The sequence below is a fragment of the Comamonas sp. 4034 genome (assembly GCF_050434545.1).
GTDB classification, from domain to species: domain Bacteria; phylum Pseudomonadota; class Gammaproteobacteria; order Burkholderiales; family Burkholderiaceae_C; genus Comamonas; species Comamonas odontotermitis.
Genome location: NZ_JBNDIT010000016.1, coordinates 37,968 through 51,494, shown reverse-complemented (window position 1 = coordinate 51,494; position 13,527 = coordinate 37,968). Strand labels below are relative to the sequence as shown.

At 60.8% G+C, this 13,527-nt stretch carries 13 protein-coding genes; 10 read left to right on the top strand and 3 right to left on the bottom strand.

Annotation, left to right across the window (positions count from 1 at the left end; all coding sequences use genetic code 11):
* The first annotated feature begins 7 nt into the window (after positions 1 to 7).
* Together ABIE32_RS16535 and ABIE32_RS16530 are read left to right on the top strand one after the other, a co-directional pair.
* Positions 8 to 787 (top strand): ABC transporter ATP-binding protein, encoded by a 780-nt coding sequence (locus ABIE32_RS16535; protein WP_429017744.1) that lies wholly within the window; start codon positions 8 to 10, stop codon positions 785 to 787.
* Positions 784 to 1,536 (top strand): ABC transporter ATP-binding protein, encoded by a 753-nt coding sequence (locus tag ABIE32_RS16530; protein WP_429017742.1) that lies wholly within the window; start codon positions 784 to 786, stop codon positions 1,534 to 1,536. Before ABIE32_RS16535 ends, ABIE32_RS16530 begins: the two co-directional genes overlap by 4 nt.
* A gap of 125 nt (positions 1,537 to 1,661) precedes the next feature.
* On the opposite strand, the gene ABIE32_RS16525 is transcribed toward ABIE32_RS16530, so the two are convergent.
* Entirely contained in the window at positions 1,662 to 2,276 is a 615-nt protein-coding gene (locus ABIE32_RS16525; protein ID WP_429017740.1) for a lipocalin family protein, read from the bottom strand.
* A gap of 351 nt (positions 2,277 to 2,627) precedes the next feature.
* Here ABIE32_RS16525 and ABIE32_RS16520 point away from each other — a divergent pair, with 351 nt between their 5' ends.
* On the top strand, positions 2,628 to 2,798 hold the full coding sequence (locus ABIE32_RS16520; protein WP_224149356.1) for a hypothetical protein: 171 nt from the start codon (positions 2,628 to 2,630) through the stop codon (positions 2,796 to 2,798).
* A gap of 150 nt (positions 2,799 to 2,948) precedes the next feature.
* Here the strand turns inward: ABIE32_RS16520 and ABIE32_RS16515 are convergent, their stop codons facing one another.
* Entirely contained in the window at positions 2,949 to 3,275 is a 327-nt protein-coding gene (locus tag ABIE32_RS16515; protein ID WP_429017739.1) for a MerR family transcriptional regulator, read from the bottom strand.
* 2 nt (positions 3,276 to 3,277) lie between these two features.
* The gene (locus ABIE32_RS16510) at positions 3,278 to 4,255 is read right to left on the bottom strand and encodes a DnaJ C-terminal domain-containing protein (RefSeq protein ID WP_429017737.1); all 978 of its coding nucleotides are present in this window, start codon (positions 4,253 to 4,255) and stop codon (positions 3,278 to 3,280) included.
* A 203-nt stretch (positions 4,256 to 4,458) separates the two neighbouring features.
* Here ABIE32_RS16510 and ABIE32_RS16505 point away from each other — a divergent pair, with 203 nt between their 5' ends.
* The 7 genes from ABIE32_RS16505 (at position 4,459) to typA (ending at position 13,384) form a co-directional block, all read left to right on the top strand.
* Positions 4,459 to 4,824 carry a thioredoxin family protein gene (locus ABIE32_RS16505; protein ID WP_429017735.1) on the top strand — a complete coding sequence of 122 codons (366 nt, stop codon included), beginning with the start codon at positions 4,459 to 4,461 and terminating at the stop codon, positions 4,822 to 4,824.
* A gap of 205 nt (positions 4,825 to 5,029) precedes the next feature.
* Complete coding sequence (gene rimP, locus ABIE32_RS16500; protein ID WP_224149352.1) at positions 5,030 to 5,626, top strand: ribosome maturation factor RimP; 597 nt, start codon at positions 5,030 to 5,032, stop codon at positions 5,624 to 5,626.
* 69 nt (positions 5,627 to 5,695) lie between these two features.
* Positions 5,696 to 7,180 (top strand): transcription termination factor NusA, encoded by a 1,485-nt coding sequence (nusA, locus tag ABIE32_RS16495; RefSeq protein ID WP_429017734.1) that lies wholly within the window; start codon positions 5,696 to 5,698, stop codon positions 7,178 to 7,180.
* A gap of 23 nt (positions 7,181 to 7,203) precedes the next feature.
* Entirely contained in the window at positions 7,204 to 10,050 is a 2,847-nt protein-coding gene (gene infB / locus ABIE32_RS16490; protein WP_429017732.1) for a translation initiation factor IF-2, read from the top strand.
* 95 nt (positions 10,051 to 10,145) lie between these two features.
* Complete coding sequence (gene rbfA / locus ABIE32_RS16485) at positions 10,146 to 10,523, top strand: 30S ribosome-binding factor RbfA (RefSeq protein WP_184709727.1); 378 nt, start codon at positions 10,146 to 10,148, stop codon at positions 10,521 to 10,523.
* Between the two features lie 3 nt (positions 10,524 to 10,526).
* A complete protein-coding gene (gene truB / locus ABIE32_RS16480; RefSeq protein WP_224149349.1) occupies positions 10,527 to 11,558 on the top strand; it encodes a tRNA pseudouridine(55) synthase TruB in 1,032 nt (343 codons plus the stop codon).
* Positions 11,555 to 13,384: a translational GTPase TypA gene (typA, locus tag ABIE32_RS16475; RefSeq protein ID WP_429017731.1), complete on the top strand. Its 1,830-nt coding sequence runs from the start codon at positions 11,555 to 11,557 to the stop codon at positions 13,382 to 13,384. Before truB ends, typA begins: the two co-directional genes overlap by 4 nt.
* Positions 13,385 to 13,527 lie beyond the last annotated feature (143 nt).

The following is a 13,527-nucleotide window of genomic DNA, read 5'->3' as shown; positions in this document are numbered from 1 at the left end:
ATAAATCATGACGGAATTGCTGCAGGTGAGCCATTTGGGCAAGCGCTTTGGCGGCGTGCAGGCGGTGGCCGATGTCAGCTTTTCGCTGCGGCGCGGCGAAGTGCTGGCCTTGATCGGTCCCAATGGCGCAGGCAAGACGACCACCTTCAACATGGTGGGTGGACAGTTGCGGGCAGACGCCGGATCGGTGCGCCTGAATGGCACCGAGCTGGTGGGCAAGCTGCCGCGCGAGATCTGGCGCCTGGGGGTCGGGCGCACCTTCCAGATTGCGGAAACCTTTGCGTCGCTGACAGTGGTTGAAAACGTACAGATGGCGCTGCTGTCGGCGGCAGGCCGCAGCTTTGGGCTGTGGCAGAAGGCACGTGATTTCCGGCGTGACGAGGCGCTTGCCCTGCTGGCGCTGGTGGGCATGCAGGCCCAGGCAGAGCGCCCCTGCAGCGAACTGGCCTATGGCGACGTGAAAAGCGTGGAACTGGCCATTGCCATGGCGCACCAACCGGCACTTTTGCTGATGGACGAGCCCACGGCCGGCATGGCCCAGGCCGAGCGCCACCAGTTGATGGCGCTGACGCAGCGCCTGGCGCGCGAGCGCGACATGGCGGTACTGTTCACCGAGCACAGCATGGATGTGGTGTTTGCCTATGCGGACCGCATCATCGTGCTGGCGCGTGGCCGCCTGATCGCCGAAGGCTCGCCGGACGAGGTGCGCAGCAACCCCGAAGTGCAGGCTGTCTACCTGGGCAAGGGCACTACTTACGAGGCGGCAGCCCACGGGGAGGCGGCATGAACGGCGCCGTGAATGCTGCAAACGCAGATGTGCTGCTGGAGGCCCGCCAGCTCAACGCCTGGTACGGCGCGGCCCATATCCTGTTTGATGTGTCACTGAGCGTGCGGCGTGGCGAGGTGGTGGCGCTGATGGGGCGCAACGGTGCGGGCAAATCCACCACGCTCAAGGCCATCATGGGTCTTTTGGCACGGCGCAGCGGGCAGGTGCGTTTTTGCGGGAGCGATATCTCGCACCATGAAGCCTGGCAGATTGCCCGCCTGGGCCTGGGCTACGTGCCAGAGGACCGCCGCATCTTCACCGAACTGACGGTGCTGGAGAACCTGGAGGTGGGCCGCCAGCCCGCCCGCCATTGGCCGGACGGCACGGTGGCGAGCGACTGGACGGCAGAGCGCCTGCTGGCCTTCTTTCCCAACCTGGCAGCCATGCCCGAGCGCCCAGGGGGCCAGATGAGCGGCGGTGAGCAGCAGATGCTGACTGTGGCGCGCACCCTGATGGGCAACCCCTACCTGGTGCTGCTCGATGAGCCTTCGGAAGGCGTGGCGCCGGTCATCGTGGAGCAGATGGTGCAGATGATCCTGCAGCTCAAGGCGCATGGCGTGAGCATCCTGCTGTGCGAGCAGAACCTGCACTTCGCCCAACTGGTGAGCGACCGGGCCTATGTGCTGGAGAAGGGCGAAATCCAGTTCGAAGGCAGCATGGTGGCATTGCTGGAGCGGGAGAGGGCTGGGGCCCGGCTGGTTGGTGTGTAACGGAAGGCCAGGGCAAGGTCAGTGCAAGGCCTGAAAATCAAAAAGGAGCAGAAATGCTCCTTTTTGATATCAATTTGATAGCTATTGGCGCTTTATGGATGCTCGCCAGAATGGATTTCTATCCCTTACCATTGCCCCGTCGGATTCACGCCGTCCTGCATCACCCAATGGATGCGTTCGGCCTCCACGCCCATCAGCTCCGCCTGGTAGAGCAGCAGTTCGGTGGTTTCGCCGTCCAGTACCGGCTCGCGCGAGAGCAACTTGAACGAATCGGTGGTGTCGCCCATGATCATGGCCCACTGGTAGTTCTGATCGATGGCGACAATGTGGTAGCCCTCATAGAACGGGCCGAGGAAAGATGCCTTCATCGCACCAAAGTGTGGGGACCCGACAAAGCGCGCATTGCCAGTGGATTCCACCCAGCGGTGGGTGCCGGCATGAAAGCCCCGCATGGTGATGGACAGGCTGCCGTCATCTTGCAGTTCGTACTCGATGCGCGAGCGGGTCAGCGGCTTGCCCAGGCCTTTTTCGATGCGCGCGATCTCATACCAGTCGCCAACGAAGCGCTCCACGTCAAAGTCGGACACCGGCTCGATCTGCGCGGCGGGCACCACCTTGCTGGAATGGTTGCCGAACCACCGGTACACCGCATAGGCCGCAAGGGCCGACAGACCCACAGTGACCACAGGCAGCCACGGCGCGCGACCGGGCTGGGAATCTTGCGGTTCTCGCTCATCCATAGAAAACCTTTCTCCTCAAGCAATAAACAATGGGCGGCACTGGTACAAACAAACAGACAGACAACCAGGCAAGCGGGCCTCTACAGCCATATTCTCGCGGCCAAAACATGGGGCCTGGGCTGAATTTGTGCAAGTCTCGATGGCTTGATTGATCACAGGATCGTAAGCAGGTTCAAGAAATTTACAAGCACCCTCGTGAATGCCATGCAATGAGGCTATTGAAAAACAAGGTGTTGGCGTGGTTTAGTCGGCTAATTTCGCACGAATGCGTGGGATTTAGTCTCTGGTTTTTCTTTGTTCCGCTGCTTCTGTGGCCTAATAAGGGTTTTGTCTTTATCGCGAGGTCCCAGCATGGGCAATAAAATCGTTACGGAAGCTGATCGCAAGTTCACCCCTCAACCAGCGCTGCCCAATGGCAAGAGCCTGCCTACCCCAGGCCGTGGTCAAAAGTCGAGCCGCGCTCGCGGTGTGGCTACCCGCACCAAGAAGAACCCAGGCAAGCGTACGCACAAGGGCGGTTAATTCGCCCCGTAGCGGCGGCGAACCGTTTTTGTGCCGTCCGCATGCCGCGCTTGCCACGATCAGGCGCGGCATGCGGATGGCGCATTTTCCGCCGGCTGTCATACAGAAAACCGCACCATAGGGTGCGGTTTTTTATTGCCTGCGGTACTGTCAGAAGCCTTGGAGCTTGCGGCGCAGGTCCAGCACTTCCTCCATCAGATCCACGGTCATCGCGGCCAGTTGCGGGTCGGCGTCGTACATGCGCTCAAGCTGTGCCACGCGCCTGGCGCGCACGATGGAGGGGCTGGCAAAGCGCCAACTGGTTACGGCAGTTGCGTGGCGCGTGCCGGTGCTGGGGGTGAGCACACCGTCCACGACGCGGGCCTGCACCCATTCCACACTGCGGTGACAGGCGCGGGCCAGGGTGACGGCGTCCAGTGCGTCGTCGTCCAGGATTTCCAGCGTAGTGGTGTGAATGCTGGCGGTGTAGTGGTCCATGTTCAGACTCCTTGGCGGGGCTGGAAGCGAGGGAAGGCCTGGGCAAACGCCTCGTAGGCGGCCTTGGCCTCGGCGCTGTCGGCTGGCGGTGTGGTCAACTGCAGCTCCAGATACAGGTCACCTGGCGTTGCTGCGGGCAGCCCCTTGCCTTTGAGGCGCAGCTTTCGCCCTGCTGACCAGCCGGCGGGAATGGTCACTTCCAGCGTGCCCGCAGGCGTATTCACCTCCGCAGAGCCGCCAATCGCAGCCTCCCATGGCGCCACCGGCAGAGGCATGTAGACATCCTTGCCTTCCGTGCGCCAGCGCTTGTCGGCGCGAAAATGCACTTCCAGCAGCAGGTCGCCCGCTTCGCCGCCGTTGTAGCCCGGGCCGCCCTGGCCGGCCAGGCGGATCATCTGCCCTTCGCGCACGCCCTTGGGGATCTTGACCTGCAACTGGCGCTCTTTCGTGACGACGTCGCCGTGCTCGTCCACCTGGCGGCCATGCAGGGTCAGCATGCGTTCGGCCCCCTGGTAGCTGTCGATCAGATCCAGCTCAATGCTGGCGTGCTGGTCTTCGCCGCGCATGGGGGGCATGCGGCCGCTCGCACTGCCGGGCCCGCCAGCGCCGCGCTGTGCACGGGCCTGGCCAAACATCTGGTTGAAGAAATCGCTGTAGTCGGCGTCGCCGTCCATGTGCTGGCGGCTGAAGTTGAAATCGCCCGGATTGAACCCCTCGGCATTCTGGAAAGGGTTGCCGCCACGCGCCCCGCCTGCAAAGCCGCGCGGCGCGTCCAGCATGGCGTCATACTCTGCGCGCTTTTCCGCATCCGACAGCACGGCATTGGCCTCGTTCAATTCGGCCATGCGTTTGTCGGCATCCTTTTCCTTGCTGATGTCGGGGTGGTATTTGCGGGCCAGCTTGCGGTACGCCTTTTTGATATCGTCCGCCGAGGCCTTTTTTTCCACTCCGAGAACTTGGTAGTAGTTTTTGCTATCCATGGTGAATGAGTGCTCCCGATTTTTTGCTGGCTGCGTTCACTGACCATTGCATTGTCCAGTGTGCAACCGAATAAGCACAAAATGGTAGTTTTTTTCAATGATTCAAGCCTGCAACGGCAAGTTTTGCAAATTAATACCTGGGATTCGGGCTTGCCAATGGTGGTACAAACACGGCTTTGCAATTGCTGAAGGGGAAAGTCTGTATGACAGAGGCTGCGTCTGCACCCTGGCTGGTGGTGTGTCTGTGCGCTGAGTGGTGTGGTACCTGCAAGGAGTACCAGCCGGTGTTCGATGCGCTGGCAGTGCAATTGCCTTCCATGCAGTTCGCCTGGCTGGATGTGGAAGACGAGGAAGACGTGGTGGGCGATCTGGATATTGCAACGTTTCCCACGGTGCTTGTGGGGCAGGGCGACCAGCCGGTGTTTTTGGGGCCGTTGCTGCCGCAGATCGGCGTCTTGCAGCGCATGTTGGAGCGTTTTGCCGCTTCTGGAGCGCCTGCGCTGCCTCCCGGGGATGCAGCCCACGCATTGCTGGCCAATGTGCGCCAACTGCTGGCTGCGCGGGCTTGATTGCAGGGAACGCACGCGGGTACGCAATCGGTGTCCAGTCGTTGCAAAGCTACTGGTTTGCCCCTATAATGGATGCAATACACGACCAACCGGGCGGTGCCAACCGCCCGTTTTTTTTGGTCGCATGTTTTTCGGCTCGAAGCTGCGGAATGTGTAACTTTCCGTGGCTCTCGGGTTTTTCGTATTTGCGGGATAAATATTACACGTGAGCTTGCAAGAAATCGCCTTACAAACGGTGACTGGCCTGGGCTATGACCTGGTGGAGATCGAACGCTCCGCTGGTGGCCTTTTGCGCATCACCATTGATCTGCCCTGGACTGCGGAAGACCTCCGCCCCGAGGGTGTGCCAGAGCAGTTTGTGACGGTTGAGGATTGCGAGAAAGTCACCCGCCAGTTGCAGTTTGCCCTGGAAGTCGACGGAGTCGATTACACGCGCTTGGAAGTGTCCTCGCCCGGTATCGATCGTCCGCTGCGCCATGAGCAGGATTTCATCCGCTTTACCGGCGAAGTGATTGACCTGACCTTGAAGGAAGCCATTGGCGCTGCCGCCGAAGGTACCGGCATCAGTGCAAATCGCAAGAAGTTTCGCGGCACGCTGGAGCGTACCGAGGTTGGAGGCTGGCAGATCGTCTGGAGCGATGCGCCGCCGGTCAAGCCTGGTGCGCGTGTCAGCAAGAAGCGTCCGCCTGCACCGCTGCAGAGCATGGGGTTCACGCTGGAGGAGTTGCGCGAGGCGCGCCTGGCGCCCATTGTCAGTTTCAAAGGCCGTGCTGCAGCGCCTGCTGCCGATGAGCAGGGCTGAATCGAGTGCTATGGGAAGTGGGTCTGTTCTCCACTTTCTGTTTGAAGATTGAAATAGGAGAGTCGTCGCATGAATCGCGAATTGTTGATGCTGGTGGATGCCATCGCGCGCGAAAAGAACGTTGAGCGCGATGTGGTTTTTGGCGCTGTGGAATCTGCCCTGGCCCAGGCAACCAAGAAGTTGTATGAAGGCGAAGTGGATGTGCGTGTGGCCATCGACCGCGATACGGGCGACTATGACACCTTCCGCCGCTGGCTGGTGGTGCCTGACGACGCTGGTCTGCAGAACCCGGAAGCCGAAGAAATGCTGATGGATGCGGTGGACCGCAAGCCCGATGCACAGATCGGCGACTTCCTGGAAGAGCAGATCGAATCCCTGCCCATCGGTCGCATCGGCGCGATGGCTGCCAAGCAGGTCATCCTGCAAAAGATCCGTGACGCCGAGCGCGAAATGCTGCTCAACGAGTTCATGGCGCGTGGCGACAAGGTCTTCTCGGGCACCGTCAAGCGCATGGACAAGGGCGACCTGATCGTGGAATCGGGCCGTGTCGAAGGCCGACTGCGTCGTGCGGAAATGATTCCGAAGGAAAATCTGCGCAATGGCGACCGTGTGCGCGCCATGATCATGGACGTGGACCTGACCTTGCGTGGCGCACCGATCCTCTTGTCGCGCTCGGCCCCCGAATTCATGGTGGAGCTGTTCCGCAACGAAGTGCCCGAGATCGAACAAGGCCTGCTCGAGATCAAGAGCTGCGCCCGTGATCCAGGCAGCCGCGCCAAGATTGCCGTACTCAGCCACGACAAGCGAATCGATCCGATCGGTACCTGCGTCGGCGTGCGCGGCAGCCGGGTCAATGTGGTGACGAACGAGCTCGCTGGCGAACGTGTCGACATCGTGCTGTGGTCCGAGGACCCTGCCCAGTTTGTGATCGGTGCACTGGCACCTGCCAATGTGTCATCGATCGTGGTGGATGAAGAAAAGCACGCCATGGATGTGGTGGTGGACGAGGAAAACCTTGCCATTGCCATCGGCCGCGGCGGCCAGAACGTGCGCCTGGCTTCCGACCTCACGGGTTGGAAGATCAACATCATGGATGCTGCCGAATCTGCCCTCAAGCAGGAAGAGGAAACCAGCACCTCGCGCAAGCTGTTCATGGAAAAGCTGGATGTGGACGAGGAAATCGCCGACATCCTGATCGAAGAAGGCTTCTCCAGCCTGGAAGAAGTGGCCTATGTGCCGCTGCAGGAAATGCTGGAGATTGAGCGTTTTGACGAAGAAACGGTCAATGAACTGCGTTCGCGCGCCAAGGATGCGCTGCTGACGATGGACATTGCCCGCGAAGAGAGTGTTGCCGGTGTTTCCCAAGAATTGCGTGATCTCGAAGGGATGACGCCTGAGTTGGTGACCCAACTGGAAGCTGGTGGAATCCACACGCGCGACGACCTGGCCGATCTGGCCATTGATGAATTGACCGAGCTGACCGGCCAGTCAGAAGAAGACGCGAAGGCCTTGATTTTGAAGGCACGCGAGCACTGGTTTGATGGACAGGAATAAGGTCGGGAGGCACGGAACAAGATATGTCGAGTAATACTGTTGCTGAGTTCGCCGCTGAACTCAAAAAATCGCCGGAAACCTTGCTGGAGCAACTGCAATCTGCAGGCCTGCCCAAGCAAGCTGCGTCCGATGCACTGACTGAGGCAGACAAGCAAAAGCTGCTGACGCATCTGCAGGCTGTTCATGGCTCTGCAGATCGCAAGAAGATCACCTTGACCAAGAAGTCGACCAGCGAGATCAAGCAGGCCGATGCCACGGGCAAGGCTCGCACGATCCAGGTCGAAGTGCGCAAGAAGCGCACCTTCGTCAAGCGCGATGATGTGGTGGAAGCCAATTCGGAAGAAGCCATCAAGCACGCCGAAGCCAAGCAGAAGGAAGCCGAGCACAAGGCCGATCTGGTCAAGCGCGAGGAAGAAGCCCGCCGCGAAGCCGATTCGATCAGCCAGCAGGAGGCTGACCTGGCTCAGGAACGTGCTGCGCGTGAAGAGCGCGAACGCAAGGAGCGTGAAGCCGAAGAGCGCGCTGCTGCCTACGCTGCTGCCGAAGTCGCCAAGGCTGCTGAAGCCAAGGCTGCCAAGGAAGAAGAAAAGCGTGAGCATGCCGCAGAAGCTGCCGCTCGCGCCGAAGCGCAGGCTGATGCCAAGCGCAAGGCCGAGGAAGAGTCCCAGGCCCGTGTTGCGGAAGAGACTGCGCGCGCCGCAGATTTGGACGACCGTCGCCGCAAGGCGCTGGCCGAAGCCGAGGCCATCCGTGCCATGATGAATGCGCCCAAGAAGGTGCTCGTGGCCAAGAAGCCTTCGGAAGAGAAGAAGGAAGTCAAGCCGGCTGACGCCAAGAAGGGTACCCTGCACAAGCCTGCCACTACGGGTACAGCGGGTGCGGCCAAGACCGGCCCGGGCGCTGGCGTCAACAAGGAAGTCAAGTCGGCCAAGCTGTCGTCGAGCTGGAGCAACCAGAACGACAACGGCAAGAAAAAGGAAATCAAGACCCGTGGCGACAGCTCCGGCGGGGTGGGCAACCGTGGCAATAACTGGCGCGCCGGCCCCCGTGGCGGCGGTCGCCGAGGCAATGGCCGCAACGACCACCACCAGGCCGCTGCGCCCGTGGAAGTTCGCGTGCTGGACGTTCATGTGCCTGAGACGATCACCGTGGCCGAACTGGCCCACAAGATGGCCATCAAGGCATCCGAAGTGATCAAGGCGCTGATGAAGATGGGCCAGATGGTCACCATCAACCAGCCGCTGGACCAGGACACCGCGATGATCGTCGTGGAGGAAATGGGCCACAAGGCGCACGTGGCCGCACTGGATGATCCAGAAGCATTCACCGTCGAGGAAGAGAACCAGGCCGAAGCCGAAGCCCTGCCACGTGCACCTGTGGTGACCGTGATGGGTCACGTCGACCACGGCAAGACCTCGCTGCTGGACTACATCCGCCGCACCAAGGTTGCTGCGGGCGAAGCCGGCGGCATTACCCAGCACATCGGTGCCTACCATGTGGAAACGCCGCGCGGCGTGGTCACCTTCCTGGATACCCCGGGTCACGAGGCCTTCACGGCCATGCGTGCCCGTGGTGCCCAGTCTACGGACATCGTGATTCTGGTGGCGGCAGCCGACGACGGCGTGATGCCACAGACCAAGGAAGCCATCAAGCACGCCAAGGCGGCTGGTGTTCCTATCGTGGTGGCCATCACCAAGGCAGACAAGCCTGAAGCCAATCCAGACCGCGTCAAGCAGGAGCTGGTGGTGGTGGAGGTGGTGCCTGAAGAATACGGTGGTGATTCGCCATTCGTTGCCGTGTCCTCCAAGACCGGCCAGGGCATCGACGAGCTGCTGGAGCAGGTGCTGCTTCAGGCCGAAGTGATGGAGCTGAAGGCTCCGGTGGACGCCAATGCCAAGGGGATCGTGATCGAAGCCCAGCTGGACAAGGGCCGCGGCCCTGTGGCCACGGTGCTGGTGCAATCGGGTACCCTCAAGGTGGGCGACGTGGTGCTGGCAGGCCAGACCTATGGCCGTGTGCGCGCCATGGTGGACGAGGACGGCAAGACTGCCAAGGACGCAGGTCCTTCGATCCCGGTCGAAATCCAGGGTCTGTCCGACGTGCCGCAAGCTGGTGACGACTTCATGGTGCTGCCCGATGAGCGTCGCGCCCGTGAAATTGCCACCTACCGTGCTGGCAAGTTCCGCAACACCAAGCTGGCCAAGCAGCAAGCCGCCAAGCTGGAGAACATGTTCGCCGAGATGGGCGCAGGCAATGTGCAGACCTTGCCGATCATCATCAAGGCCGACACCCAGGGCTCGCAGGAGGCACTGGCTGCTTCGCTGCTCAAGCTGTCGACCGACGAGGTCAAGGTGCAGATGGTGTATGCCGGAGTCGGTGGTATCTCCGAATCCGACGTCAACCTGGCACTGGCTTCCAAGGCCATCGTCATCGGCTTCAACGTGCGTGCAGACACCCAGGCACGCAAGACGGCTGAAGGCAATGATGTCGACATCCGCTACTACAACATCATCTACGACGCTGTCGATGAGTTGAAGGCAGCCATGTCGGGCATGCTGGCGCCCGAGCAGCGCGAAGAGATCATCGGTATGGCTGAGATCCGCACCGTGTTCGTGGCTTCCAAGATCGGTACTGTGGCGGGTTCGTACATCACCCAGGGCCATGTCACCCGCAGTGCGCACTTCCGCCTGCTGCGCGACAATGTGGTCATCTACACGGGTGAGATCGAGTCGCTGCGCCGCATGAAGGACGATGTCAAGGAAGTCAAGGAAGGCTTCGAGTGCGGTATCAAGCTGCGCAACTACAACGACATCAAAGAAGGCGACATGCTGGAAGTCTTCGAGATCAAGGAAATCGCCCGTACGCTCTAAAGGCGATAGCTGCTGGCGCAAGTCGTGCAAGGATTGGAGGTTGAGAAGACCTTGAATCCCTTGTGCGACAAGCGCCTTCAGCTCACTTTTTATACATGGCAACCAAACGCAAATCTGCTGCACCGAACCGCAGCTTCAAAGTCTCCGACCAGATCCAGCGGGATCTGTCGGAGTTGATCGCCCGCGAGTTGAAGGATCCGCGCGTCGGCATGGTGACTCTGCAAGCCGTAGAGGTGACGCCGGACTATGCCCACGCCAAGGTGTACTTCAGCCTGTTGGTGGGTGATCCGGACCAGACCCAGGACGCGCTGAACCAGGCCGCAGGTTTCCTGCGCAATGGGCTGTTCAAGCGCCTGCACATCCATACCGTGCCGACCTTGCACTTCATCTACGACCGTACCACCGAGCGTGCGGCTGACATGAACGCCTTGATCGCCAAGGCAGTGGCGTCGCGCGGCCCCGAAGAAGGTTGAAGCATGAACGCCACTCGCACCAGGGTGCAGCGGCGCCCTGTGCATGGGGTGGTGCTGCTCGATAAACCCATTGGCCTGTCCAGTAACGACGCTTTGCAGAAAGTGAAGTGGTTGCTGCGCGCTGAAAAGGCTGGCCACACCGGTACGCTTGATCCGCTTGCGACCGGCGTGCTGCCGCTGTGTTTTGGCGCGGCCACCAAGTTCAGCCAACTGCAGCTCGATGCGCCCAAGACTTACGAGGCCTTGGTGTGCCTGGGCGCCACCACCACCACCGGCGATGCCGAAGGGGATGTGGTGCAGACATGGGAGCTGGGTGCTGCAGAACGCGCTGCTCTGACCGCTGAACGCCTGGCCCTGGTTGCCGCGCAGTTCACCGGCGACATTCAGCAGGTACCGCCGATGTACAGCGCCTTGAAGCGCGATGGCAAGGCCCTGTATGAGTATGCGCGTGCCGGCATCACTGTCGAGCGCGAAGCGCGCGCGGTCACCATCTATCGGTTGGAACTGGCTGTCTGCGAAGACGAGCAATCGTTCGTTGCCATCAAGATGCTCGTTCAATGCAGCAAGGGCACGTATGTGCGTACCCTGGCGGAAGACATTGGCACGGCCTTGGGGGCGGGCGCACATCTGCGCAGCCTGCGCCGCATCGAGACCGGTGGCATTGACCTCTCGCGCACCGTCACCATCGAGCAGATCGAAGCAACGCCTGATGCCGAACGCCTGCAATATGCACTGCCGGCAGATACATTGCTGGCGGCGCACACGCGTGTCATGCTCGATGGCGATAATGCAGCCAGATTTCTGTCCGGCCTGCGCCGGCGGGGTGATTGGGCGGATGCGGAGGCTGTCGCCGTCTATGGCGATGTGCCGCTGGGCGGCCTGGAGGCAAATGACCACCTACCGGCACTGCTGGGCGTGGCGCACATCCGGGCGCGGGAACTCATTCCCGACCGGCTTCTCAGCCCCATCGAGATTCAACAAATTTTGGAAGGAACGCCGCGTCCACAAGCCAGCGGCATTTTGGAAACATCATGAGCAAACAAATCCGCAATATTGCGATCATCGCCCACGTTGACCATGGCAAGACCACCATGGTTGACCAACTGCTGCGCCAGTCCGGCACTTTTGCCGAGCACGAAAAGGTCGTGGACACCGTGATGGACAACCATGCCATCGAACGCGAGCGTGGCATCACCATTCTGGCCAAGAACTGCGCCGTGTCGTGGAACGGCACCCACATCAACATCCTCGACACCCCCGGCCACGCGGACTTCGGCGGTGAAGTGGAGCGCGCGCTGTCCATGGTGGACGGTGTGGTGCTGCTGATCGATGCGCAGGAAGGCCCGATGCCCCAGACGCGTTTCGTGACCAAGAAGGCGCTGGCCCTGGGCCTCAAGCCCATCGTGGTGGTGAACAAGGTGGACAAGCCCGGTGCCAACCCCGACAAGGTCGTGAACGCCGCTTTTGACCTGTTCGACAAGCTGGGCGCCACCGATGAACAGCTGGATTTCCCCGTGGTGTATGCCTCGGGTATCAATGGCTGGTCGTCCAAGGAAGAGGGCGAGCCCGGCGCGCAATGGGGTCCTGACATGTCGGCCCTCTTCGAAACCATTCTGGAACACGTGCCGTCGGTGCAAGGCGATGCTACGGCACCGCTGCAGATGCAGGTGTCGGCGCTGGACTACTCCACCTTCGTGGGCCGTATCGGCGTGGGCCGCATCACCCAGGGTACGCTCAAGCCCGGCCAGCAAGTTGCCGTGATGGCCGGCCCGGATGGCAAGAGCTACAACGGCAAGATCAACCAGGTGCACACCTTCCAGGGTATCGACCGTGTGCAGGCCACCGAAGCCGGTCCTTCCGAGATCGTGCTGGTGAGCGGTATTGAAAACATCGGTATCGGCGAAACCATCACCGACATCTCCAATCCTCAGCCGCTGCCCATGCTGAAGATTGACGAGCCCACGCTGACCATGAACTTCTGCGTGAACACCTCGCCGCTGGCTGGCCGCGAAGGCAAGTTCGTGACGAGCCGCCAGATCTGGGACCGTCTGCAGAAGGAGCTGCGCTCCAACGTGGCGCTGCGCGTCAAGGAAACCGACGAAGACGGTATCTTCGAAGTGTCTGGCCGTGGTGAACTGCACCTGACCATTCTGCTGGAAGAAATGCGCCGCGAAGGCTATGAACTGGCCGTCTCCAAGCCCCGCGTGGTGATGAAGATGGTGGACGGCGAAAAGCACGAGCCTATCGAGCTGGTTACCGCCGACATCGAAGAAGGCCACCAGGGTGGCGTGATGCAGGCTCTGGGCGAGCGAAAGGGTGAACTGGTGAACATGGAGCCCGATGGCCGTGGCCGTGTCCGCCTGGAATACCGCATTCCAGCCCGTGGCCTGATCGGTTTCACCAACGAATTCCTGAACCTGACCCGTGGTTCCGGCCTGATCTCCAACATCTTTGACAGCTACGAGGCTTACAAGGGCGAAATCGGCGGTCGCAAGAACGGCGTGCTGATCTCGATGGACGACGGTGAAATCTTCACCTACGCCCTGGGCAAGCTGGATGACCGTGGCCGCATGTTCGTCAAGGCCAACGATCCCGTGTACGAAGGCATGATCGTCGGCATCCACAGCCGCGACAACGATCTGGTGGTGAACGCTACCCGTACCAAGCAGTTGACCAACTTCCGTGTCTCGGGCAAGGAAGATGCAATCAAGATCACGCCTCCTATAGAGCTGTCGCTGGAATACGGCGTGGAGTTCATCGAGGACGACGAACTGCTGGAAATCACCCCCGTCAGCCTGCGCGTGCGCAAGCGCCACCTGAAGGAACACGACCGCAAGCGTGCACAGCGCGAAGGTATGTAATCCGTGCTGGGGTGCCGCAGAGCACTCCAATACTTCCCAAAGGCCGCATTTGCGGCCTTTTTCACGTTCTGGGCAGCCAAGCCACCCAATCTGTAGCGGTGCCTGGCGATCCGCTGCCGTACCTGCTGCGGTATTGGACAGAT

Excerpts from the sequence above, each read along its gene's own strand:
- ABIE32_RS16535 (WP_429017744.1), top strand. The coding sequence starts at position 8 with ATGACGGAATTGCTGCAGGTGAGCCATTTGGGCAAGCGCTTTGGCGGC.
- ABIE32_RS16530 (WP_429017742.1), top strand. The coding sequence starts at position 784 with ATGAACGGCGCCGTGAATGCTGCAAACGCAGATGTGCTGCTGGAGGCC.
- nusA (WP_429017734.1), top strand. The coding sequence starts at position 5,696 with ATGAATCGCGAATTGTTGATGCTGGTGGATGCCATCGCGCGCGAAAAG.
- ABIE32_RS16505 (WP_429017735.1), top strand. The coding sequence starts at position 4,459 with ATGACAGAGGCTGCGTCTGCACCCTGGCTGGTGGTGTGTCTGTGCGCT.
- typA (WP_429017731.1), top strand. The coding sequence starts at position 11,555 with ATGAGCAAACAAATCCGCAATATTGCGATCATCGCCCACGTTGACCAT.
- truB (WP_224149349.1), top strand. The coding sequence starts at position 10,527 with ATGAACGCCACTCGCACCAGGGTGCAGCGGCGCCCTGTGCATGGGGTG.
- rbfA (WP_184709727.1), top strand. The coding sequence starts at position 10,146 with ATGGCAACCAAACGCAAATCTGCTGCACCGAACCGCAGCTTCAAAGTC.
- ABIE32_RS16520 (WP_224149356.1), top strand. The coding sequence starts at position 2,628 with ATGGGCAATAAAATCGTTACGGAAGCTGATCGCAAGTTCACCCCTCAA.
- ABIE32_RS16515 (WP_429017739.1), bottom strand. The coding sequence starts at position 3,275 with ATGGACCACTACACCGCCAGCATTCACACCACTACGCTGGAAATCCTG.
- ABIE32_RS16525 (WP_429017740.1), bottom strand. The coding sequence starts at position 2,276 with ATGGATGAGCGAGAACCGCAAGATTCCCAGCCCGGTCGCGCGCCGTGG.
- ABIE32_RS16510 (WP_429017737.1), bottom strand. The coding sequence starts at position 4,255 with ATGGATAGCAAAAACTACTACCAAGTTCTCGGAGTGGAAAAAAAGGCC.
- infB (WP_429017732.1), top strand. The coding sequence starts at position 7,204 with ATGTCGAGTAATACTGTTGCTGAGTTCGCCGCTGAACTCAAAAAATCG.